22 protein-coding genes are annotated in these 22,663 nt (G+C 30.5%); 15 read left to right on the forward strand and 7 right to left on the reverse strand.

The genetic code is table 11. The annotated features are described in order from the left end of the window. The 3 genes from AMN84_RS04050 to AMN84_RS04060 form a co-directional block, all read left to right on the forward strand. Window positions 1–2,363, forward strand: a 2,363-nt coding sequence (locus AMN84_RS04050; RefSeq protein WP_075483614.1) for a valine--tRNA ligase, incomplete at its 5' end; no start/stop codon positions are given. Then, the gene (gene ilvD / locus AMN84_RS04055) at window positions 2,363–4,081 is read left to right on the forward strand and encodes a dihydroxy-acid dehydratase (RefSeq protein WP_075483616.1); all 1,719 of its coding nucleotides are present in this window, start codon (window positions 2,363–2,365) and stop codon (window positions 4,079–4,081) included. The genes AMN84_RS04050 and ilvD, both read left to right, overlap by 1 nt. Further along, complete coding sequence (locus AMN84_RS04060; RefSeq protein WP_075483618.1) at window positions 4,081–5,283, forward strand: sugar phosphate nucleotidyltransferase; 1,203 nt, start codon at window positions 4,081–4,083, stop codon at window positions 5,281–5,283. Before ilvD ends, AMN84_RS04060 begins: the two co-directional genes overlap by 1 nt. Before the next feature lie 25 nt (window positions 5,284–5,308). Here the strand turns inward: AMN84_RS04060 and AMN84_RS04065 are convergent, their stop codons facing one another. The 5 genes from AMN84_RS04065 to AMN84_RS04085 form a co-directional block, all read right to left on the reverse strand. Then, window positions 5,309–6,277 carry a hypothetical protein gene (locus tag AMN84_RS04065; RefSeq protein ID WP_075483620.1) on the reverse strand — a complete coding sequence of 323 codons (969 nt, stop codon included), beginning with the start codon at window positions 6,275–6,277 and terminating at the stop codon, window positions 5,309–5,311. A 163-nt stretch (window positions 6,278–6,440) separates the two neighbouring features. Then, complete coding sequence (locus tag AMN84_RS04070) at window positions 6,441–6,662, reverse strand: DUF6552 family protein (RefSeq protein ID WP_075483722.1); 222 nt, start codon at window positions 6,660–6,662, stop codon at window positions 6,441–6,443. A gap of 51 nt (window positions 6,663–6,713) precedes the next feature. Next, entirely contained in the window at window positions 6,714–7,106 is a 393-nt protein-coding gene (locus AMN84_RS04075; protein WP_075483622.1) for a Fur family transcriptional regulator, read from the reverse strand. 22 nt (window positions 7,107–7,128) lie between these two features. Then, a complete protein-coding gene (locus AMN84_RS04080) occupies window positions 7,129–7,932 on the reverse strand; it encodes a metal ABC transporter permease (RefSeq protein WP_075483624.1) in 804 nt (267 codons plus the stop codon). Next, window positions 7,933–8,679: an ATP-binding cassette domain-containing protein gene (locus tag AMN84_RS04085; protein WP_075483626.1), complete on the reverse strand. Its 747-nt coding sequence runs from the start codon at window positions 8,677–8,679 to the stop codon at window positions 7,933–7,935. Window positions 8,680–8,742: 63 nt separating this feature from the next. Between AMN84_RS04085 and znuA the strand changes: the two genes are divergently transcribed. The 6 genes from znuA to AMN84_RS04115 all read left to right on the forward strand — a co-directional run bounded on the left by znuA (window position 8,743) and on the right by AMN84_RS04115 (window position 15,987). Beyond that, window positions 8,743–9,759 carry a zinc ABC transporter substrate-binding protein ZnuA gene (znuA, locus tag AMN84_RS04090; protein WP_075483628.1) on the forward strand — a complete coding sequence of 339 codons (1,017 nt, stop codon included), beginning with the start codon at window positions 8,743–8,745 and terminating at the stop codon, window positions 9,757–9,759. Between the two features lie 42 nt (window positions 9,760–9,801). Beyond that, the gene (locus tag AMN84_RS04095; protein WP_075483630.1) at window positions 9,802–10,800 is read left to right on the forward strand and encodes an Ldh family oxidoreductase; all 999 of its coding nucleotides are present in this window, start codon (window positions 9,802–9,804) and stop codon (window positions 10,798–10,800) included. Window positions 10,801–10,886: 86 nt separating this feature from the next. Then, window positions 10,887–12,143 carry a sarcosine oxidase subunit beta family protein gene (locus AMN84_RS04100; protein WP_075483632.1) on the forward strand — a complete coding sequence of 419 codons (1,257 nt, stop codon included), beginning with the start codon at window positions 10,887–10,889 and terminating at the stop codon, window positions 12,141–12,143. Then, the gene (locus AMN84_RS04105; protein ID WP_075483634.1) at window positions 12,144–12,413 is read left to right on the forward strand and encodes a sarcosine oxidase subunit delta; all 270 of its coding nucleotides are present in this window, start codon (window positions 12,144–12,146) and stop codon (window positions 12,411–12,413) included. Further along, the gene (locus AMN84_RS04110; RefSeq protein WP_075483636.1) at window positions 12,410–15,406 is read left to right on the forward strand and encodes a sarcosine oxidase subunit alpha family protein; all 2,997 of its coding nucleotides are present in this window, start codon (window positions 12,410–12,412) and stop codon (window positions 15,404–15,406) included. The genes AMN84_RS04105 and AMN84_RS04110 overlap by 4 nt, the downstream gene beginning before the upstream one ends. Next, complete coding sequence (locus tag AMN84_RS04115) at window positions 15,403–15,987, forward strand: sarcosine oxidase subunit gamma (RefSeq protein ID WP_075483638.1); 585 nt, start codon at window positions 15,403–15,405, stop codon at window positions 15,985–15,987. Before AMN84_RS04110 ends, AMN84_RS04115 begins: the two co-directional genes overlap by 4 nt. Window positions 15,988–16,024: 37 nt before the next feature. Here AMN84_RS04115 and xth read toward each other — a convergent pair whose 3' ends face one another. After that, window positions 16,025–16,801, reverse strand: coding sequence for an exodeoxyribonuclease III (gene xth / locus AMN84_RS04120; RefSeq protein WP_075483640.1), 777 nt, complete (start codon window positions 16,799–16,801; stop codon window positions 16,025–16,027). After that, window positions 16,801–17,118: a HesB/IscA family protein gene (locus tag AMN84_RS04125; RefSeq protein WP_075483641.1), complete on the reverse strand. Its 318-nt coding sequence runs from the start codon at window positions 17,116–17,118 to the stop codon at window positions 16,801–16,803. The genes xth and AMN84_RS04125 overlap by 1 nt, the downstream gene beginning before the upstream one ends. Window positions 17,119–17,168: 50 nt before the next feature. Between AMN84_RS04125 and AMN84_RS04130 the strand changes: the two genes are divergently transcribed. The 6 genes from AMN84_RS04130 to scpB are packed head-to-tail and all read left to right on the forward strand — an operon-like array spanning window position 17,169 to window position 22,643. Then, on the forward strand, window positions 17,169–18,284 hold the full coding sequence (locus tag AMN84_RS04130) for a deoxyguanosinetriphosphate triphosphohydrolase (protein ID WP_075483643.1): 1,116 nt from the start codon (window positions 17,169–17,171) through the stop codon (window positions 18,282–18,284). Next, entirely contained in the window at window positions 18,285–20,012 is a 1,728-nt protein-coding gene (gene argS, locus AMN84_RS04135) for an arginine--tRNA ligase (RefSeq protein ID WP_075483645.1), read from the forward strand. Continuing rightward, on the forward strand, window positions 20,012–20,266 hold the full coding sequence (locus AMN84_RS04140) for a hypothetical protein (RefSeq protein ID WP_075483647.1): 255 nt from the start codon (window positions 20,012–20,014) through the stop codon (window positions 20,264–20,266). Before argS ends, AMN84_RS04140 begins: the two co-directional genes overlap by 1 nt. Further along, window positions 20,259–21,221: a glycoside hydrolase family 3 N-terminal domain-containing protein gene (locus AMN84_RS04145; RefSeq protein ID WP_075483649.1), complete on the forward strand. Its 963-nt coding sequence runs from the start codon at window positions 20,259–20,261 to the stop codon at window positions 21,219–21,221. The genes AMN84_RS04140 and AMN84_RS04145 overlap by 8 nt, the downstream gene beginning before the upstream one ends. Continuing rightward, window positions 21,214–21,948 carry a segregation and condensation protein A gene (locus tag AMN84_RS04150; protein ID WP_075483652.1) on the forward strand — a complete coding sequence of 245 codons (735 nt, stop codon included), beginning with the start codon at window positions 21,214–21,216 and terminating at the stop codon, window positions 21,946–21,948. Before AMN84_RS04145 ends, AMN84_RS04150 begins: the two co-directional genes overlap by 8 nt. Continuing rightward, window positions 21,945–22,643 carry an SMC-Scp complex subunit ScpB gene (scpB, locus tag AMN84_RS04155; protein ID WP_075483654.1) on the forward strand — a complete coding sequence of 233 codons (699 nt, stop codon included), beginning with the start codon at window positions 21,945–21,947 and terminating at the stop codon, window positions 22,641–22,643. Before AMN84_RS04150 ends, scpB begins: the two co-directional genes overlap by 4 nt. The last annotated feature ends 20 nt before the right edge of the window (window positions 22,644–22,663 follow it).

The following is a 22,663-nucleotide window of genomic DNA, read 5'->3' on the forward strand; positions in this document are numbered from 1 at the left end:
AAGCTTTGGTCGAAAGAAAGCTTGAAAGTGAAAATATTGATAAACAATCAATTGGCAGAGAGGCTTTTATTAAAAAAGTCTGGAATTGGAAAAAGGAGTATGGCGATATCATCATCAATCAGCTTAAAAAACTTGGATGTTCATGTGATTGGTCCAGGAATGCATTCACAATGGATAAAAATTTATCTGCATCAGTCATTAAAGTTTTCATAGATCTCTATAACAAAGGTCTTATTTACAAATCTAAAAAATTAGTTAACTGGGATACTGTTTTAAAAACAGCTATATCTGATCTTGAGGTTGATCAAAGAGAAGTAAATTCAAAACTTTATTATATCAATTATCAAATTGAAAATAGTTCAGAATTTTTAACTATTGCAACAACAAGACCAGAAACGATGCTAGGCGACACTGCAGTTGCCGTTAATCCTAAAGATGAAAGATACACTAATTTAGTAGGTAAAAATGTTGTTTTACCAATAACAGGTAGAAAAATAAAAATTATTCAAGATGATTATGCTGATCCAGAACAAGGATCTGGTGCAGTTAAAATTACTCCAGCACATGATTTTAATGACTATGATGTGGGTAAAAGAAATAAATTAGAGATAATAAATATATTCACCGAGGATGGGAAGATAAATGAAAATGCACCTAGTGATTATGTTGGTTTAGATCGGTTTGAAGCAAGGAAAAAAATATTAAATGATCTTGGCGATAAGCTTATCAAAGAAGAAAATATTAAGAATAAAGTTCCTTATGGAGATAGATCTAATTCTGTAATTGAACCCTATCTTACAGAGCAATGGTTTGCAGATGCAAAAAAATTATCAGTAAAAGCAAAGAAAATTGTAAAGAATAAAAAAACAAAATTTTTTCCCCCTAATTGGTCAAAGACTTATTTTCAATGGATGAATAATATTGAGCCTTGGTGTATATCAAGACAACTTTGGTGGGGCCATCAAATACCAGCTTGGTATGGACCTGATAAAAAAATATTTGTTGCATCAAATTATAAAGAAGCAAAAAAACTAGCCAAAAAAAAATACAAGAAAGATGTAGAATTAATCAGAGATGAGGATGTTTTAGATACATGGTTCTCATCAGGGTTATGGGCTTTTGCAACTCTTGGGTGGCCTAAAAAAAACGAATACCTAAAAAAGTTTTATCCAACTTCAGTTTTGGTAACTGGTTTTGACATTATATTTTTTTGGGTAGCCAGAATGATGATGTTTGGAATGGAGTTTTTAAATAAACAACCATTTAAAGAAATTTATGTTCATGCACTGGTAAGAGATGAGAAAGGACAAAAAATGTCTAAGTCAAAGGGTAACGTAATTGATCCTTTGATTTTGATAGATAAATATAGTGCAGATGCATTAAGATTTACTCTGCTATCAATGGCATCACCTGGAAGAGATGTAAAATTGTCTGAAGATAGAGTTAAAGGTTATAGAAATTTTCTTAATAAACTGTGGAATGCAAACAACTTTCTATCCATGAATAAGTGTGATTTTTCAAAGTCTAAAAAGGAGCCAAAAGTAAAATTAAATATAAATAAATGGATTATTTCAGAGTTAAACACAGTAACTAAGCTAATTGAAAAGAATATAAATGATTATAGGTTTGATGAAGCAGCAAGAAACATTTATCAATTTGTTTGGCATTCATATTGTGATTGGTATGTAGAGCTATCTAAAACCATTTTAAATTCTAAAGAAAAGTCATCAATTTCAGAGGTAAGACAGACTTTGAGCTATGTATTTAAACAAATTTTAATTCTTTTACATCCATTTATTCCATTTATTACAGAGGAATTATGGTTAAAAAATAAGCTAGATAAACCAAAAAATTATCTAATGTTTGCTAATTGGTCGAATAAAAAAGTAAATAAAGATAAACAAATTAAGGAAGTAGAAAATATAATTAATTTAATTAGCCAACTTAGGGCATTTAAAAATGAATTAAATGTAAGTCCGGGATCTTTTGTAGATATGTCTATTTCGACCCTATCTAAAAATGATCAGTCGTTTATCAAAAAAAATCAAACTGTTTTAAAAAAACTTGGTAGGATAAATAGCTTCCTAGATACCGATAAAGATAAAGCATCAGCAAACTTAGTCATCAAAGGGGATATTTTTAAGATATATTTTGATCAATCAATAGATCTCTCTTTGATCAAAGAAAACCTTCTAAAAAGGCAGCAAAAATACCAAAGTGAGTTAGATGGTATATCGAAAAGACTTTCTAACAAAAGTTTTGTAGAAAGAGCGCCAAAAAATATTGTTGATCAGGAAAAAAATAACTATAGTAATTTAAAAAAAGATATTGATAAAATATCAATCACTATAAAAGGTTTATAATGAAGAAATTTAATAAGAAGAAATTACCTAGTAGGCATACATCTTTAGGACCCGATAAGGCTCCTCAAAGATCTTTTTATTACGCAATGGATTTGACCGAAAAAGATGTAGCAAAACCTTTTGTAGGTGTTGTTTCAACTTGGAATGAGGCAGCTCCTTGTAATATTGCTTTAATGAGACAGGCTCAATCGGTTAAAAAAGGAGTTCATCAAGCAGGCGGCACACCAAGAGAATTTTGTACAATTACGGTTACAGACGGAATAGCAATGGGTCATGAAGGAATGAAATCTTCGTTAATTTCACGAGATGTAATTGCAGACTCAACAGAATTAACTGTTAGAGGACATTGTTATGACGCTTTAGTTGGCGTTGCTGGATGTGATAAATCTTTACCAGGCTTAATGATGGCAATGGTAAGATTAAATGTACCAAGTGTCTTTATTTATGGTGGTTCAATATTACCGGGTAGATTTAACGGAAAAGATGTAACAGTTGTTGATGTATTTGAAGGAGTTGGAAAATTTTCTTCAGGAAAAATGTCAGCACATGCATTGAGAAAACTAGAACTCAAGGCTTGCCCAAGTGCTGGAGCTTGTGGAGGACAATTTACAGCAAACACAATGGCATGTGTATCTGAAGCAATAGGATTAGCATTACCGTATTCGGCTGGAACACCAGCGCCATACACACAAAGAGATTCTTATGCTTTAAAAAGTGGTAAGGCAGTAATGAATTTATTGGCAAAAAATATTAGACCAAGAGACATTGTTACAAAAAAATCTTTAGAAAATGCCGCAACAATTGTTGCTGCAACAGGTGGATCAACTAACGCTGCTTTACATTTACCTGCACTAGCTAATGAAGCAGGAATTAAATTTGATTTAATGGATGTAGCTAGGATATTTAAGAAAACACCTTACCTTGCAGACTTAAAACCTGGTGGAAAATATGTTGCAAAAGATATGTGGAAAGCAGGTGGAGTTCCAATGCTTTTAAAAACTTTATTAGATGGTGGTTATATACACGGAGATTGTATGACAGTTACAGGTAAAACAATGAGACAAAATTTAAAAAACGTTAAGTTTAATAAAAATCAAAAAGTTATGAGAACACACAACCAACCATTGTCTCCTGATGGAGGTGTTGTTGGTTTAAAAGGAAATTTAGCACCCGATGGAGCAATTGTTAAAGTTGCTGGATTAAAGAAATTACAATTCACAGGTAAAGCAAGATGTTTCGATACTGAAGAAGCTGCTTATAAAGCAGTTAAAAATAAAAAATATAAAGACGGTGACATTATAATTATAAGATACGAAGGGCCAAAAGGTGGGCCAGGTATGAGAGAAATGCTTCAAACAACGGGAGCAATTTACGGACAAGGAAAAGGTGAAAAAGTTGCACTTATAACTGATGGAAGATTTTCAGGTGCAACGAGAGGATTTTGTATAGGTCATGTAGGACCTGAAGCATCAGTTGGAGGACCAATAGCCTTACTTAAGAATGGAGACATCATAGATTTAGATGCTAAGAAGGGAACTATTAATGTTCGTTTATCTAGAAAAGAATTAGCCAAAAGAAGAAAGAAATGGAAACCAAAGAAAATTAATTTTGGTAATGGAACACTTTGGAAGTATGCTCAAACAGTTGGTCCAGCTTATCTAGGTGCACCTACGCACCCTGGAGCAAAAGAAGAGGTTAGAACATACGCTGATATTTAATGAAAATTAGACCAGTTATTCTATGCGGAGGAGCAGGTACTAGACTGTGGCCTAAAAAATCTAAACATCAAGCAAAACAGTTCATAGATTTTGGCGGTTGGACATTAATTAACAAAACTTTTGAAAGAGTTAAAAGTAAAGTTTTTGACTATCCAATTATTAGCACTAATTCAAAATATCTTAGGGATGTAAAAAAGGCCTTAAAGAAAAGTAAAATTAAAAAATATAAGATTATTTTAGAACCAGCAAAAAAGAATACAGCTCCGGCAATTTTAGCATCAGCACTGATTAAAGATGTGCCATATAACCAGCCTTTAATGTATTTTGCTGCAGATCATTTAATTGAAAAGCCAAACAAACTAATTACAGCGATAAATAAAAATAAGTCAAATTTAGACGAAAAAAATGTATTTATATTTGGAATAAAACCAACAAGCCCTTCTAGTGAGTATGGATATTTCATTACCAAGAAAAAAAAGAATATTAATAAAGTCACCAGATTTATTGAAAAACCAAAAGTATCGAAGGCAAAGCAAGTAATTAAACAAAAGGGATATTGGAATTCTGGGATGTTTTTTTTGAGAAAAGACTCAATTATTAATAATTTTAAAAAATATCAGCCTAATATTTTTCGAAACTGTAACAAAGCTGTAATAAAAGCTAAACATAAAAACAATGTGTATTATCTAAACAAACAATCATTTTCTAAAGCTACAGCAAAATCGTTTGATTACGCGATACTAGAGAAAACTAAAAATATCAATGCAATCAAACTTGATATTCCATGGTCGGATTTAGGTAGTTGGAAAGAAATCTGTAAAATGTATGGAAAGAACAAAAATAAATACTTTAAAAAGAAAAATGTATTTTATAGACCATGGGGCAGGTATACAAACTTATTTAGTGGTAAGGAATTTTTAATAAAAGAATTGTATGTAAAACCTAAAGGCATTTTAAGTCTTCAAAAACATTTCCATAGAGCAGAACACTGGGTAGTTACTCATGGAATTCCAAGAATTACATTAAATAAAAGTAAATTCTTAAAGAAACCTGGTGAAACTATTTATATTCCATTAGGAGCTGTTCATAGAATTGAAAATCCATTTAAAAAACCGGTAAAAATTATAGAAGCACAAATAGGCTCAATACTTAAAGAAACAGATATTGTTAGATATCAAGACATTTATGGCCGTGTTAAATAATTAACACGACCATAAAAATATATATTTAAAACCAATTATTTGGAATTATCACGTAATGAATTGCAAGAACTATACCTACTGAAACGGTTAAGCCAAATACCATTTTAAGAAAATCTTTTCCAATTAATGGAAAGACATATCCTAATTTATAGTCCCTATTCATTGTAGCGATTGCAAGCTCTCGACCACATAATAAACCAACAAAGACCCATGTTGTCGACATTGGAAGGTCGTTAAGTTCTTTAAAGTAAAATAAGACTGCAGCATATATAACGTTAATTATTGTTGCTGATCGAGCGTATCTAGTACCAGTTTTTTCTAAAACTACTGTTTGAATACGTCCACCTTGAATATAAAAGATGTAAAATAACAATATCGTGAAATAAGCCATCACAATAATTAATAACTCAATACTTAATTGTCTTGGCAAATACACAGCTATATTAGCTACATCATGTGATAACCAGACCCACCATAACCAGCCTGATGTTACCCATACAGAATTTCTCCAAAAAGAAATCCAAAAATCGCCTTTTACTTCGTCAAATTTTTCGTTAATAAATCTGGAAACCACTATCCAACAAACATAAGCAACCATTGCTGCTAATCCATAACCCACAACACTTTTCATGAGCATTTTCTCCAAAACTACTGTCGAAGCAAAAGCTGAAAGCACTAAAAAAGTTGTTGATACAGGAATTCCTACTCTTGTAAGAACTAAAAGTATTGCTGGTGCAACAGCATGATACCATTGAATTTCCTGATAAGGAATTCGAGTTAGCCTTCCATAAGATATGTCTCCATTGTAGCTATACCAACCCCATGCTAAAGCAAGTATCATTACAAAAGATGCTGCAGAAGCTAAAACATACCATTTAAACCATTTCTGTTTAGATGCTATGAAAGTTCCTAATGTTTGAATTGAGTCGTTTCCTATTACACTATATCCAGCAAGGCCAAAGCCAATTACTGTATAAATCAAAGTCATTTCCATTTTTTTCTCCCTTTATATTATTGTTTTCGGTTCCATCGATTCATGACTTGAGTATTGTTTAAACTATGAAATTTTTTTTACTATAGTGAAAATTTATTTGTTTGAGAATCAATACGGGGATTGGTCTTTCATAGACTATCTATAATAGATGTCTAGAAAATCTTTAAAATACAACTGAATAAATGCCAACTAAAAATAGTGGTATTTGTAAGCCGAAATTTGTCATTATAGCTTTGTCTTTCGCTAAAAATCCAGCGACTGTCCATCCAACAACTCCTAATCCATGAAAATATATATTAAGTGGATATATATTTAGATTAGTTAAAAGAATGCCAACTAAAACTAGAAATGTGCTTATCCATTTAAGGTATTTTTTTACAAACATATTTTCCTCCATAATTTGTAATATATAGATTTTTTGATTATTTCTTAATATTTACTTACACTTTTTGCACAGACCAAAAAATTCAAGATTATATTTTTTGTATTTCATGCCTATTTTATCTGCAAAACTACTTAAGTATTTTGATATTTTTGAATTATCAATTTCTGTTACTTCCTCACAGCTTTCGCAGATTGAAAATGCTGCAGCTTTTGAAACTTTACAATTTGAATTTTGACAGGCAACGAAAGCATTTTTGCTTTCAATTTTATGTATTTTTCCCATATCCACTAATTTATCTAAAGCTCTGTAGACTTGAGGAGGGGCGTTAATACCTTTTCTCTTAACATTCGATAATATTGAGTATGCTTTTAATGGTTCTGTAGACTTTTCAATAATATCTAAAACAATTTTTTGATTTTTTGTTAAGTTTTGCTGTCTTTGCATAATTTATTTTATCATTTACCCATTAGTTTTTCAATTTGATCGATTGTTTTATTTTAAGTAGAGAAAGTATAAATAGAAATAAAGAAGCAGCAATTATAGAAGGTCCTGAGGCTGTATTAAATTCTAAAGATGTAAACAGTCCTATAATAACAGATAACAAGCCACCAATTACAGAAAAAAGAATCATTTGTTGTGGACTATTTGAAATATTTCTCGCCATTGCCGCTGGTATGATAAGCATTCCGGTTATTAATAATAATCCAACCATCTTAATTGAAATAGCAATTATTGCGGCCATTAAAATTGTAAATATTGCTTTGGCCTTATCTGGATCCAACCCTTCGGCTTCAGCTAGTTCATAATTTACAGTAGATGCAAATAAAGATTTCCAAATATATTTAAGCACAAGCAGTATTATTGCTCCACCTATCCATATAATTATTATATCATTAACATTTACCGCTAGGATGTCCCCAAATAGCAAACCCATGATATCAAACCTAATAAAGGATAAAAATCCAATGACAACTAATCCAACTGCTAGAGATGAGTGAGCAAGAAGTCCTAGTAAGGCATCACCTGGCAGATTAGTTCTTTTTTGAAGGTTAATTAAAATAAGAGCTATTAAAGCTGAGATTATAAAGACGGATAATGCAATGTTAAACTCTAAAGAGTAAGCAAGTGTTACACCAAGTAAAGCTGAATGAGCTAATGTATCACCAAAATAAGATAATCTCCTCCATACTACAAAACATCCCAAAGGACCGGTTACCAAAGCAACTCCAATTCCAGCTAATAAGGCTCTTATAAAAAAATCATCAAGCATTTAATTCTTTTTAATTTTTCCTTCACTTGTGTGAATATGATCATGTTTATGTTCGTAAATAGAAAGTGTTTGTGATGCCTGCTCTCCAAACAAAGCTTTGTATTCCATATTTTTTGCTACATCAATTGGGGATCCTGAACAACAAACATGACCATTTAAACAAACAACATGATCGGTAGCACTCATTACTGTATGTAGATCATGCGAAATTAATAAGATACCGCAATTTAAATCTTCTGAAATTTTTTTGATTAGTTCGTATAATGCAATCTCACCAGTGAAATCAACTCCTTGAACAGGTTCATCTAATACTAATAACTCTGGTTTTTTTGATATTGCTCTTGCTAATAAAACTCTTTGAAATTCTCCTCCAGATAAATCTCCCAAATTCTTATCCTTAAGGTGAGTTACACCTGTTAATGACAATGCTTCACTAATAGTCCTATCATCAAGGTGATCTGTAAGTAACATAAAGTCTTTAACTCTTAGAGGTAATGTCCAATCTATTGAAATCTTTTGTGGAACGTATCCTATCTTATTGGTGTATTTTTCAACTTCACCCTCAATCTTTTTATAAATTCCTAGCGCAATTTTTGCAGTAGTACTTTTTCCAGATCCATTCGGGCCAATCAGAGTAACAATTTTACCTTTTTCAACTTGTAAAGATACTCCTTGAACTAACCATTTTTCATTAAAACGAAAACCAGCGTCCTTTAATTTTACCAATATTTTATTTTCAAAACTCATTTTAGTTCTTGACTTAATAATGTTATATTATTACATAGTGTTATATTATAACAATATAAAAATATGCAAATATTTAAAAAAATACCTTTAATAATTACATTATTATCATCTTTAACTTTATTTTCTCAAGCATATGCTGAAATTAAAGTAGTAGCATCAATAAAGCCGATCCATTCGCTTGCGAGCTATTTAATGGATGGTGTAAAGAAACCTGACTTAATTGTTGATGGTTATGCATCACCACATGGTTTTGCTATGAAGCCATCTCATGCCAAAATGCTTCAAGAAGCTGATATTATTTTTTGGGTAGGTGAGGATCTTGAGAATTTTTTAGTTAAACCTCTAGGGTCTATTGCAAAAAAAGCAGAAAAAATAGAATTAATGGAAATCAGAGGGCTAAATAAATTCAAATTTAGAGAGAGAAATATTTTTGATGGACATGATGATCATGGACATAAAGAAGACGATCATGATGATCATGCTAAAAAAGAGGATGGTCATGACGATCATGATCATGATAAAGAAGGACACAAAGAAGACGGGCATGATGATCACGGTCATGAAGGTCATGCACATGGCGAGTTTGATCCACACATATGGTTAGACCCCATGAATGCTAAAAAAATCTTAAAAGAAATGGCAAAACATTTAATAGAAAATGACCAAGCAAATGAGTCGATTTATAAAGAGAATTTAAAAAAAGCGAACAAAGATTTAGACAAATTAGTAAAACAAGTAAAATCTGATTTAAATAAAGATTTTAAATCCATAGTATTTCATGATGCTTACCAATATTTTGAAAAAAGATTTAAAGTAAATGTTTTAGGAGCATTTACAGTAAATACAGATGTTCTACCTGGTGCAGAACAATTATCTGAAATAAGAGAAATAATTGAGCACGAAAAAGTAACTTGCGTTTTTTCAGAACCGCAATTTAATCCAAATATCATTAATTCAGTTGCGAAAGACACAAATATTAAAACAGGCGTACTAGATCCTTTGGGCGCTACCTTAAATCCAGGTAAAGGTTTATATTTTGATTTAATCAGTAATATGGCTAAATCTTTTAAAGGCTGTTAATTTAAAATTGATCTTTAGTCATAAATAATATCTAATAAAGGGATGAGCACTATATCTCTTTCACTAGATGAAATATTTGACTTAGCCAAAAAAACATTATTAGCTAATGGATGTGATGATGAAACAGCATCAATTTTATCAGATCTTATCAGAAATGCTGAACGTGATGGTTCATTATCGCATGGTTTATTTAGATTACCAGCTTATGTAAGTGGTTTAAAGAGCGGAAAAATTAATGGCAAAGGAAAACCTGAAGTCAAAAAGATTTCAACATCAGTGATAAAAGTTCAAGGTAATAATTGTTTAGCACCAGTAGTTTTAAGTAAAGGCTTGCCGGAATTGTCTAAGGCTGCAAAAGAAAATGGTGTTGCAGTACTTGCAATAAATAATTCTCATCATATGGCTGCGATGTGGCCTGAAACAGAAAAATTAGCTGAAGAAGGTCTAGTTGCTTTTGCTTGCACATCTTATAAGCCAGCTGTAGCTCCTGCTGGAGCCATTAAACCGTTATTTGGAACTAACCCTATATCTTTTGCTTGGCCACGACCTGGAAAAACTCCAGTAGTATATGATATGGCAACGGCGTCAATGGCTATGGGTGAAGTTCAAGTTGCCAAAAGAGAAGGGCATAAAGTTCCTCTTGGAACTGGTTTAACTAAAGAAGGCAAAGAAACAACTGACCCAGGTGCAATAGCTGACGGTGGTGTATTATTACCCTTTGGTGGTTACAAAGGATCTGCAATTGCTATGATGGTTGAATTAATGGCCGGTGCATTAGTTGGTGATAATTTTAGTTTTGAGACAGCTGCAAAAGATAACAATGATGGTGGACCGCCAAGTGGGGGAGAATTTATCATTGCAATTTCACCAGATAAAACTTCAGGAACAAATTGGCAAAAACATGCTGAAGAGTTTTTCAATAAAATGAAATCTTTTGATGGGGTCAGACTTCCAGGTGAAAGAAGACACAAGAATAGATTAGATAAAGGACCCCGTAATATTAACAAGGAGCTTATAGATAAGATAAAGTCTTTAAGCTAGCTCATATCAATTAGAGCGATGGTTATTTAATCCTGTTGGATCTTTATTGATATCTAAGTCTTTATTTATTATTATTAAATTTATTAATGCAAAAATATTCAATATTTAGCCTAATAAAAAATGCCTTTTCTAATCATGAAAAATGGGACTTAGCTTGGAAAGATCCGTCTCCTAAAAAAGAATATGATGTAGTTATAATTGGAGGTGGAGGTCACGGCTTAGCAACAGCCTACTATTTAGCTAAAGAACACAAGATCACAAATATTGCAATTATTGAAAAAGGATGGATCGGCGGAGGTAATATAGGAAGAAATACAACAATCATTAGATCAAACTTTTTGTATGATGATAACGCAAGATTTAATGAGTTTGGAATGAATTTATGGCGAAATATGAGTCAGGAATTAAATTTTAATGTCATGTTTTCTCCAAGAGGAATAATTAATTTAGCTCACTCAGATGCTCAAATGAATACTTACGCTCGCAGAGGTAACTCAATGAGATTAAATGGAATAGATGCAGTTTTATTAAATAGAGAAGAAGTCAAAAAAATTATTCCAATGGCAGATTTTTCAGAGAATGTTAGATATCCGATTTTTGGTGGTTTAGCTCAACCGAGTGCGGGTACAGCAAGACATGATGCAGTTGCGTGGGGCTACGCGCGTCAAGCAGACTCAATGGGTGTAGATATAATTCAAAATTGTGAAGTAACTGGTTTTAATGTTTCAGGTGGAAAGATTGAAGGCTTAAGAACTTCAAGAGGGGATATAAAAACTAAAAAAATTGGCCTCTGTGTTGCTGGAAGCACAAATGTTTTAGCAGAAAAATTAAATATGACTTTGCCAATTGAGACTCATCTTTTACAAGCATGTGTCTCAGAGCCTGTTAAACCTGTTTTAGATGGAGTTGTTACCTTTGGCGCGGGACATTTTTATATTAGTCAATCAGATAAAGGTGAGATGGTAATGGGTGGCGACTTAGATGGATACAATAGTTATGCACAAAAAGGAAATTTACCTACTATCCAACATGTGTTAACCGGCGGTGTCGCTCTGTTTCCTTTTTTAAGTAGACTTAAGATGCTTAGAACCTGGGGAGGTATTATGGATATGTCCATGGATGGATCTCCAATAATTGATAAAACCCACATTGATGGATTATATTTAAACTGCGGTTGGTGTTATGGAGGTTTTAAATCTGTTCCATCTTCTGGATGGACTTTTGCTCACACCATTGCTCAAGATAGAGTTCATGAATTAAATGAGGGCTTTAGTTTAAATAGATTTTCAAAAGGATACTTATTAGATGAAAAAGGCCTAGGAACAAAAACTTGGATTTCATAAATGCTTTATATTAAATGTCCATTCTGTGGATATAGATCACAAAAAGAATTTGCTTATGGTGGAGACGGAACAATAAAAAGACCAGAGCTGAACCAAGAGATATCTGATGAAAAATGGAATGAATTTGTTTATTTAAGAAAAAGTCCTAATGGAAAACATATAGAGTTATGGCATCATGTAGCTGGTTGTAGACAATGGTTTAAGGTTCAAAGAGATACTGTTACACACGAAATTTTTCAAACAACAAAAATGAATGAAGAAATAAAATGAGTCAATCATATCGAATTAATAACGAAGGTCTATTAAACCGAAATAAAGAAATATCTTTTAAGTTCAATGGTACCAAATATACTGGATATGAAGGAGATACATTAGCGTCTGCTTTGCTTGCAAATGGTATTCATTTGGTAGGTAGAAGTTTCAAATATCATAGACCAAGAGGTTTTTTTGGTGCTGGTGTTGAAGAGCCTAACGCAAAACTTCAGATTTTACTTAACGGACATTCTGAACCTAACGTTAATGCAACAGAATTTGAGTTAGTTGAGGGCATAGAAGCGACAAGTCAGAATTGTTGGCCGTCTGTAAAATTCGATCTTGGAGCTATAAACAATTATTTGAGTAAATTTTTTCCAGCTGGTTTTTATTATAAAACTTTTAAGTGGCCAAAAAGTTTTTGGTACAAAGTCTATGAGCCATTTATAAGAAAAATAGCAGGTTTTGGTATTGCTTCCCTAGAAAAAGATAAAGAAAGATATGAACATAAATATGAATATTGTGATTTATTAGTTACTGGATCTGGGCCCGCTGGTTTATCTAGTGCTTATGCAGCAGCCAAAAATGGTGCAAAAGTTATTCTTGTAGAGGATAAACCAAGGTTTGGAGGATCATTATTAACTGATGATGTAACCATAGACAATTTATCAGGTAAAGCTTGGACAGATAAAATCATCACTCAGTTAAAAGAAATGCCTAATGTTATAGTTAGAAATAGATCACAAGTGTTTGGTTATTATGATCACAACATGACAGTCATGATTGAAAGAACCGGCGATCATTTAAAAGACAAACCTAAATATGTTCCAAGACAAAGATTATGGTATATAAGAGCTAAAGAAGTAATATTGTCCACAGGCTCAATAGAAAGGCCGATAGTTTTTGGAAACAATGATACACCTGGAGTATTCTTATCAGCAGCTGCAAAAGAATATATTAAAGTTTATGGTGTATTAGTTGGTAAAAAACCTTTAATATTTACTAATAACGATAGCGGATATGAAACAGCTTTAGAATTTAAAAAACATGGAATAGATCCAATAATTTTGGATACTAGAGAAGAACATACATCTGAATTAATAGATTCTGCTAAAAATCAAAATATAAAAATAAAATTTTCTTATGCAGTAATTGCAGCCAATGGTTACAAAAAAGTAAACTCTGCACAAATTGGAAGATTAAATAAAGATAAAACCTCATTCGTTAATTCTGAAACTATTGAATGTGATTGTATATGTGTATCTGGTTTCTGGACTCCAACAGTACATTTAGCATCGCAGTCTGGAAATAAACTTAAGTTTGATGATAAAATAGACGCTTTTGTTCCTGATAAATCGAAACAAAATGAGACGTCTATTGGAGCATCTAAAGGAACTTTCACATTACAAGATACTTTGGATGAAGGATTTAAAAAAGGGTTTGATCTTTCTAAAAAAATTACAAGTAATAATAACTCAATTTCTACACCAAGTTCGAATGAAATCAAAAAGAGTCTTCATGATAAATTTTGGTGTTCGCCATTACCAAAAAACAAAAATTTTAAGCGTTTTGTAGATTTTCAAAATGATGTATCTGTATCAGACATTGAAGTTGCTTTACGTGAGGGTTATAGATCAATAGAACATGTTAAAAGATATACAACATTAGGTATGGCAACCGATCAAGGACGTACTAGTAACCTTAATGGACTTCAACTAGTTGCAAATGTCGAAAAAAAAATTGTGCCACAAGTCGGTCATACAACTTTTAGGCCACCATTCACTCCAATTACAATAGGTACCATTGTTGGTAGAGAAGTTGATATGGAATACATGCCAACAAGAAAAACCCCAATGCACTCATGGCATGAAAAGAATAATGCTGTATTTGTTGATGCTGGTGCTTGGAAAAGACCAAGATATTACAAACAAGGAAATGAGAATTTGTTTGAAGCATCAAAAAGAGAAGCAAAAAATGTTAGAGAGCATGTTGGTATTTGTGATGTAACCACACTTGGAAAAATCGATATTAAAGGACCAGATGCAGCCGAATTCTTAAATAGAGTTTATACAAACGGATGGTCAAAACTTTCCATTGGTAAAGCGAGATATGGAGTAATGTTAAGAGAAGATGGAATAGTAATGGATGATGGAACTACTACCAGAATTTCAGAAAATCATTATCATATGACAACAACAACTGCCCAAGCAGCAAATGTTTTATCTCATTTGGAATATTATCTTCAAATTGTTTGGCCAGAATTAAAAGTAAATGTTTTATCGACAACTGAACAGTGGGCAGGAGCTGCACTTGCTGGTCCAAAGTCTAGAGATTTACTGGCAAAACTATTTCCTAATTTAGATGTGAGCAATGAAGCTCTTCCATTCATGGGTTATACTGAAGGAAATTTATTTGGAATTAAAGCTAAAATATTTAGAATTTCATTTTCTGGTGAATTAGCTTATGAGATAAATGTCGAGTCAAACTATGGCCTTTTCATGTGGGAAAAAATAATGGAAATTGGAAAAGAATTTAACATTCAACCTTATGGAACTGAGGCATTATCATTTTTAAGAATTGAAATGGGACATGTTGCTGGTCCTGAATTAGATGGTAGAACTATTCCTTATGATGTTTCTTTAGAAGGCTTAGTTTCAAATAAAAAAGATTTTGTTGGAAAAAGATCTTTACAAAAAGAAGCATTTAATAAACTTGATAGACAAAAACTTGTTGGTTTGGTTCCTACGGACAAAAAAACCAATATTCCAGAAGGATCTCATTTAGTAATGGATAAAAATGCTAAATTACCAAATCCAAAACTTGGACACGTATCCTCATCTTGTTGGAGTGTTGAAAATAATAATCCATTCTCTTTAGCAATAGTTAAAGATGGAAAAAACATGATTGGTAAAAAGTTATTTGCAGTATCTCCTTTAAAAGATTTTGCTGTAGAAGTAGAAGTAATCTCATCTCATTATGTTGATCAAGAAGGAAAGAGAGTTAGATCATGACAAATACCTCGCCATTAAATTTTGTTCATAAAGTTGGAAAATTTGGTGACACCAATAAAAAAATTCAAAATAACATTTTAAAAGTTTCAGAAATAAATGGATTATTAATATTTCAAATTTTACAATATAAAAATTCCAGTTTTGATGTGTCAAAAATTAGATTGGATGGTTTAAGTTTTCCGTCATCACTAAAATCAACTTCAAATTCCAATACAAGAATATTATGGATAGGTCCAAATAATTGGCTGGTCTTCTCATCTGTTTTAGATTTACTTGAAAAAGAAAAAAACCAGTTTAACGAAGCAGATTTTGCAATTACTGACATTTCACACTCGAGAACAATAATTGAATTAGAAGGAAATTTAGTAAATGAAGTTCTTAAAAAAGGATGTCCACTAGATATAAGTTCTCTCAAAGATGGTGATTGTGCAAATTCGGTTTATAAAGGGATAAATATTACAATTGATTTTATTTCAGAGAGCCCGAAGAAAGTTAGAATATTAGGATTAAGAAGTTACGGTGAGTCTTTACATCATTCTGTAACTGACGCTTGTTTAGAATTTGGATATGATGCTATCTAAATTTTTTTACACTAAACTAATCCAAAAAATTAAGTCTTCAGGCTAAAGTTATTTCAATTGGGGTATGGTCAGATGGTTTTTCTCTTCCTCGAGGGTCTTTATTAATATTTATTTTTTTTACATTATCTATAACTGAAGTTGAAACTAAAAAATGATCTATTCTCATACCATTATTTTTTTGCCAAGCTCCTCTCATATAATCCCAAAATGTATATCCCTCCTTGGTTTCATTAAAATGTCTGTAAACATCACTGAAACCTAAGCTTAACATCTCTCTAAATTTTTTTCTTATTTCTAGTCTATATAAAGCATCATCCTCAAAACTTTTTGGATTATAAACGTCTTCTGCTGCAGGGATTACATTGAAATCTCCAGCTAAGATTATATTTTTGTTTGTCTTTGATAAGGATTTTAACTTTTTAATTAAATCATCTAACCAATTTTTTTTATATTCATATTTAGGTGTATCAACTGGGTTTCCATTAGGTGTATATATATTGATTAATTGTATCCTCTTTTTCTTATGTTCAACTTCTGCAGATATAATTCTAGATTGTTTTAATTTATCTTTAATTATATCAGTTTTGACATTATCTAATTTTTTCTTAGAAATTATAGCAACACCGTTGTAGCTTTTTTGACCATGGACATGGCTCTCGTAATCAAGAGATGAAAATACATCAAAAGGAAAATTTACTTCTTCAGTCTTAATTTCTTGCATTAATAGTATATCTGGTTTGTATTTTACCAAATAACTTTTTATATTATCAATTCTGGCTCTTACTGAATTGACATTCCATGAGGAAATTAACATCAAAGAGAAAAAGACACGCCACAACCGCAAGATGACTTGCTTTGCGGGTTGTTAATCTTAAATTGTTGACCAATAAGTTCTTTTGCAAAATCAACTTCCGAACCTTGCAACATGTCAGCTGAAGTTTTGTCTATTAAGATATTGTTAAAAACTAAATCATCTTCATTCTTAACTTTATCGAATGAAAAATCGTATTGAAAACCTGAACAACCACCACCTTTAATTGCGATTCTAAAAAAAGAACCTTTTTCCTTTTTGTTAAGGAGATAATTGATTTGTTTTATAGCATTATCTGTAAATATAATTTCTTTATTCATAATAAATCTGAGCTATTACTAATATAATAATATATTTTCTTTTTTAAAGTATGAATAATTTCAAAAAATTAGGTGTTTTTAAAAGTAAGGGAAGATTTTTCAAAGATAAAACAAGTAAATATAGAAGCCCATTTCAAAGAGATAGAGACAGAATCATACATAGCGCTTCATTTAGAAGGTTAAAGCACAAAACCCAAGTTTTTGTAAATACTGACGGTGACCATTATAGAACAAGAATGACACACTCCTTAGAAGTAGCTCAAATCGCAAGATCAATATCTAAATACTTAAATCTTAATGATGATTTGGCTGAAACATTAAGTTTAGCACACGATCTAGGCCACACCCCTTTTGGTCATGCAGGGGAGGAAGTTTTAAATGATTGTATGAGTAACCATGGAGGTTTTGATCATAACTTACAAACCCTAAGAATAGTAATGTTTATAGAAAAAAAATATATTGATTTTGATGGTTTAAATTTATCTTTTGAGACTTTAGATGGTCTAATAAAACATAATGGACCAATCAAAGACTTATCTAAATTAGAAACTATTATTGGAATAAAATCGTTAAAAAATAAGTTTAAATTAAATAAATTTTCATGTTTAGAATCACAGATTTCAAATATCGCAGATGATATTGCTTACAACAATCATGACATACAAGACGGTCTAAAAGCAGGCTTATTCACATTAGAAGAATTATTGGAAATCAATTTCTTTAAAGATATATATAAAAAATACAAAAATAAAAAAAAGATAGAATTACAAGTTTTGATACATCAAATAATCAGAGACTCTATAGACCTTATGGTAAAAGATATAATAAATAACACTATTCAGAATATAAAAAAAAATAAGATTAAAAAGCTCAAAAATGTATTTGATAATAAGCAAAAGACGGTCGAATTTTCAGGTAAACTCAAAGATATTGATTTCGACATAAGAAGTTTCTTAAGAAAAAATATGTATGATCATAAAGATGTTCAAAAAAGAAATGATGAAGGAAAAAAAATTGTAAATTTTTTGTTTAAAAAGCTTTACAGTAATACAAATAATAATTTTTCTATACAAAATTTTGATCAGAATAAATCTAGATCAGTTGCAGACTTTATATCCGGAATGACAGATCGTTATGCAATAAATTTATACGAAGAATTAAAATAGATGAATATATTTGATTATTATCACAGCTCTTTATTAACAGGCCTTAAAGAATTTGAAAAAAAAGGAGCAATTAAAATCCCAGAAAAAACTAATAGTATCAGTGTGGAGGTTCCACCTGATAAGTTTGATGCAGATATTTCAACAAACGTTTGTATGGTTTTGTCAGGTATTAATAAAAGTAAACCAAAAGATATATATGAAAATTATGTATCAAAACTTTTAAGTAAAGACGATAATTTAGAAAACTTTGAAATTGTAAATCCTGGTTTTGTAAATTTAAAATTTAAAAAGAAATTTTGGAACTCCTTTTTAGAAAAAATTGTCCAATTAAAAGAATATGGATCAAATAAGAATGAAAAAACTAGAAAATATTTAGTTGAATTCGTTTCAGCTAATCCAACCGGACCATTACATGTAGGCCACTGTAGAGGAGCCGTATTCGGTGATGTCCTTTCAAATTTACTAAAATTTAATAATCATAATGTTACAAAAGAATATTACATAAATGATCACGGAAATCAGATAACAAACTTTACTCACTCGGTCTTTTACAGAATTTTAGAATTAAAACACAAAAAAAAATTTCCTGATGATGAAAATCTTTATCCTGGTGAATACATAAAAGAAATTGCTCAAAATATTATATCAAATTCTAAAATTGATAAATTTGATGAGTTGGAACCAATATTTGAAGAATTACAGAAACTTTGTATTGAAAATTCTCTTTTAATTATTAAGTCTAATTTAAAGAAGATAGGTATTGTTCATGATAATTTTGTAAGTGAAAAAAGTATAATTGGAAATAAAGAAGTTGAAAAGGCTTTAAAAAAACTAAAAGAGCAAAATTTAGTTTTTGAAGGAAAAATTGAGGCACCTCAAGGAGAGAAGAAAAAAATTTCTGAAACTAGAAATCAATTATTATTTAGATCAACAGAATTTGGTGATGATAAAGATAGAGCTTTAAAAAAAGGTGATGATAGTTGGACATACTTCGCTGGAGATCTTGCATACCATAACAATAAGATCAGTAGAAATTTTGATATACTCATAAATATTCTTGGAGCCGATCATGCCGGTTACATTAAAAGAATAAGTTCTGTTGTAGATGCTTTATCAAAAAGTAAGCAAAAAATTGAATGTAAAGTAACTCAATTAGTAAAACTTATTAAAGATAATAAACCATTTAAAATGTCAAAGAGGAAAGGTGATTATATTACTCTTGAAGATTTAATAAATGAAGTAGGAAAAGATGCGGCTAGATTTATTATGTTAAGTAGAGTGAGTGATGTTGAATTAGAATTTGACTTTGAAAAAGTCAAACTTAAATCTAAAGACAATCCTTTGTATTATGTTCAATATTCTTATGCTAGAATTTGTTCAATTTTTTCAAATTCAAAAACACCAATTAATAACGATTATAAAAATTTAGATAAAAATTTTGAATTTAACGATGAAGAAATTAAGATTATAAGAAAACTTTCAGAATGGCCAAAATGTATAGAAACTTCTATAAATAAATTAGAACCACACCGACTGACCACATACTTGTATCAATTAGCATCTATTTTTCATTCATACTGGAATATGGGAAGAGATAGTGAAGATTTCAGATTTTTAGATAAGGACAAGAAAATTGATACGAATAAAGCAGTTTTGTTAAATTGTATTCTATTAGTGATAAAAAATGGAATGGAAATTATCGGAGTCGATACACCGGAAAATATGTAATGATAAAAGAATTAAGATATGTGCTAATTATATTTTTTATCTTAATATTTTTTTTCCTAACAATTAAATACTATTTATCGGATGAACATAAGAAAAAATACTATAGAACTGTCACCGAAATCAACAATAACTTAAGTATAGATGATCAAAATATACCTATACTAAAAAATGACACTCAAGATATAATTACTTACGTTGATGATAAAAACGAAAAGACGAAACCTTTTTCATTCTGGAAACTTTTAAATGAATAATCTTAAATCAAGAAGAGCTTTTATAGTTGGATTAAGCTCAATTAAAATAACAAATAAAGAAAGACTTTTTTTGAGAAAATATAAACCTTGGGGTGTGATTTTATTTGCAAGAAATATCAAATCTGTTGATCAGACTAAAAAACTCACCAATGATATAAAAAAAATTTTTAAAGATCCAAAATATCCAATTTTAATAGATGAAGAGGGTGGCATGGTAACTAGAATTAGATCTATAATTGACAATAGTCATTTTCCTGCAAAATACTTTGGTGACAATTATAAAAAAGATAAAACAAAATCTTTGCTTTATCTAAGAACTTACATCAAACAAATTAGTCATTTGTTAAGATATATGGGGATTACCATCAACACTGTACCTGTTTTGGATATTCCTAGACCATTTACATCAAAGGTAATTGGCACTAGAGCAATTTCGAAAGACATAAATGTAATTAATAAAATTGGTGAAAAAACAATAGAGCATTTTAAAGAAGCGCGTATTGCAACTGTAATAAAACATATTCCTGGTCATGGATTAGCAAAATCAGACAGCCACTTAAAATTACCTATTGTAGATAAGACTTATGAATATTTAATGAAGAATGATTTTAAAACTTTTAAAAATAAAAACTCATTATTTGCCATGACAGCTCATATTCTATTTAGGAAAATTGATGCCAATAATCCTGCAACCCATTCATCCAAGATTATTGGTATTATTAAAAAAAAAATAAATTTTAAGAATTTAATAATTAGTGATGATATTTCGATGAAAGCATTAAAATTTAATATTACTTTAAATACTATTAAAGCATTTACTGCAGGTTGTGATTTAGTTCTTCATTGTAACGGAAAAATCAAAGAAATGACCAAAGTTGCTGAAAATTCAAAAAAATTAAATAAATTTATAATCGAAAAGACTTTAAAATATTATAGATTAGTAGGAAATGATTAATCAAAGTAATGCATTTAACGTAAACCTAAATCAGTTTAGCGGTCCACTTGATCTACTGTTGGATTTAGCCAAATCTCAAAAAGTAAAAATTGAAGATATATCAATAACAAAACTAGCAGATCAATTTCTTGAATATATTTCAAAAGCAGAAAAATTAAATTTAGATATTGCCTCAGAATATCTAGTTATGGCTTCATGGTTAGCTTATTTGAAATCAAAACTTTTATTACCACAAACAGAAGAAGATGAATTTAAAGTTGATGAAGTAGCAGAAAAATTAAAACTACAATTAAAAAAGTTAGAATTAATCAGACTACTTTCAGATCAAATGCTTAAGAAAAAAAGATTAGGAAGGGACATCTTTATGAGAGGTATTAAAGGTAAAATTAAATCTATATATAGTGAAAAATACTCGGTAAATTTATATGACTTACTTAAATCTTATTCGACTATTTATATGCAGAAGGATTTCCAAAAAATTAATATTCCAAAACTTCCAGTTTTTACTACAGAAGATGGAATAAACAGAATTAAAAGATTTCTTAATAACTTAAATGACTGGAAAAATATAAATGCACTATATCCAGAGAATTTTATGAAATCTAAAGATCAGAAAAAAACTGGCATAGCCGGTCTTTTTGCTGGTTCTTTAGAGCTAGTTAAAGAAGGAAATCTACAGATTAAACAAGAGAAAATATTTGATGACATATTTATTAAAAAATCATGAAAAACGAAAAAAAAAATAACAACATAATAAATTTTCCAAATAGTTTAACAAATGGTGAAAGAGAAGTTGAAGCAATCCTGTTTGCAGCTTCAGAACCGCTTGAAATTGAAAGTATTGAAGCAAGATTAAATAAAAAAGTTGATGTAAAAAAAATTCTTAAAAAACTAGAGAAAATTTATGAAAACCGTGGTTTCAATCTAGTTTGTATTTCTAATAAATGGTCTTTTAGAACTTCATCAAACTTATCTTCATTAATGACTCAACAAAAAAAAGTTGAAAAAAAATTATCTAAAGCGTCTATAGAAACTTTATCTATTATTGTTTATCACCAACCAGTTACTAGAGCAGAGATCGAAGAAATACGTGGGGTTGCCTTTGGTGTAAATACTTTAGATATTTTAATGGAATTAAACTGGGTAAAACCAATGGGAAGAAAGGATGTGCCAGGCAAACCAATTCAATATGGTACAACAGATGAATTCTTAAGCCACTTCAATATAAAGAAATTGTCTGATCTGCCTACAATAGAGGAGCTAAGTTCCGCGGGTCTAATCGACAGCTCAAATATTGATTCTGCGATTTTTGGAACAGGTAAATTTTATCAAGAGAAACAGGATGAAAAGAAAGAAAACATTTATACTAAAATAGACGATATGCTAAGCAGTACGTTAGATAAAGAAAACGATGATAAGTAAATTATTACTTTTAAATGATT

Origin of the sequence: Candidatus Pelagibacter communis, from assembly GCF_001180105.1 — a bacterium.
In the GTDB taxonomy this organism is placed as follows: domain Bacteria; phylum Pseudomonadota; class Alphaproteobacteria; order Pelagibacterales; family Pelagibacteraceae; genus Pelagibacter; species Pelagibacter ubique_K.

Coding starts and splice junctions, on each gene's coding strand:
- AMN84_RS04130 (WP_075483643.1), top strand. CDS start 17,169: ATGAATAATTTCAAAAAATTAGGTGTTTTTAAAAGTAAGGGAAGATTT.
- argS (WP_075483645.1), top strand. CDS start 18,285: ATGAATATATTTGATTATTATCACAGCTCTTTATTAACAGGCCTTAAA.
- AMN84_RS04105 (WP_075483634.1), top strand. CDS start 12,144: ATGCTTTATATTAAATGTCCATTCTGTGGATATAGATCACAAAAAGAA.
- AMN84_RS04125 (WP_075483641.1), bottom strand. CDS start 17,118: ATGAATAAAGAAATTATATTTACAGATAATGCTATAAAACAAATCAAT.
- AMN84_RS04060 (WP_075483618.1), top strand. CDS start 4,081: ATGAAAATTAGACCAGTTATTCTATGCGGAGGAGCAGGTACTAGACTG.
- znuA (WP_075483628.1), top strand. CDS start 8,743: ATGCAAATATTTAAAAAAATACCTTTAATAATTACATTATTATCATCT.
- AMN84_RS04115 (WP_075483638.1), top strand. CDS start 15,403: ATGACAAATACCTCGCCATTAAATTTTGTTCATAAAGTTGGAAAATTT.
- AMN84_RS04150 (WP_075483652.1), top strand. CDS start 21,214: ATGATTAATCAAAGTAATGCATTTAACGTAAACCTAAATCAGTTTAGC.
- AMN84_RS04080 (WP_075483624.1), bottom strand. CDS start 7,932: ATGCTTGATGATTTTTTTATAAGAGCCTTATTAGCTGGAATTGGAGTT.
- scpB (WP_075483654.1), top strand. CDS start 21,945: ATGAAAAACGAAAAAAAAAATAACAACATAATAAATTTTCCAAATAGT.
- AMN84_RS04085 (WP_075483626.1), bottom strand. CDS start 8,679: ATGAGTTTTGAAAATAAAATATTGGTAAAATTAAAGGACGCTGGTTTT.
- AMN84_RS04070 (WP_075483722.1), bottom strand. CDS start 6,662: ATGTTTGTAAAAAAATACCTTAAATGGATAAGCACATTTCTAGTTTTA.
- AMN84_RS04075 (WP_075483622.1), bottom strand. CDS start 7,106: ATGCAAAGACAGCAAAACTTAACAAAAAATCAAAAAATTGTTTTAGAT.
- AMN84_RS04100 (WP_075483632.1), top strand. CDS start 10,887: ATGCAAAAATATTCAATATTTAGCCTAATAAAAAATGCCTTTTCTAAT.
- ilvD (WP_075483616.1), top strand. CDS start 2,363: ATGAAGAAATTTAATAAGAAGAAATTACCTAGTAGGCATACATCTTTA.
- AMN84_RS04110 (WP_075483636.1), top strand. CDS start 12,410: ATGAGTCAATCATATCGAATTAATAACGAAGGTCTATTAAACCGAAAT.
- AMN84_RS04145 (WP_075483649.1), top strand. CDS start 20,259: ATGAATAATCTTAAATCAAGAAGAGCTTTTATAGTTGGATTAAGCTCA.
- AMN84_RS04065 (WP_075483620.1), bottom strand. CDS start 6,277: ATGGAAATGACTTTGATTTATACAGTAATTGGCTTTGGCCTTGCTGGA.
- AMN84_RS04095 (WP_075483630.1), top strand. CDS start 9,802: ATGAGCACTATATCTCTTTCACTAGATGAAATATTTGACTTAGCCAAA.
- AMN84_RS04140 (WP_075483647.1), top strand. CDS start 20,012: ATGATAAAAGAATTAAGATATGTGCTAATTATATTTTTTATCTTAATA.
- xth (WP_075483640.1), bottom strand. CDS start 16,801: ATGTTAATTTCCTCATGGAATGTCAATTCAGTAAGAGCCAGAATTGAT.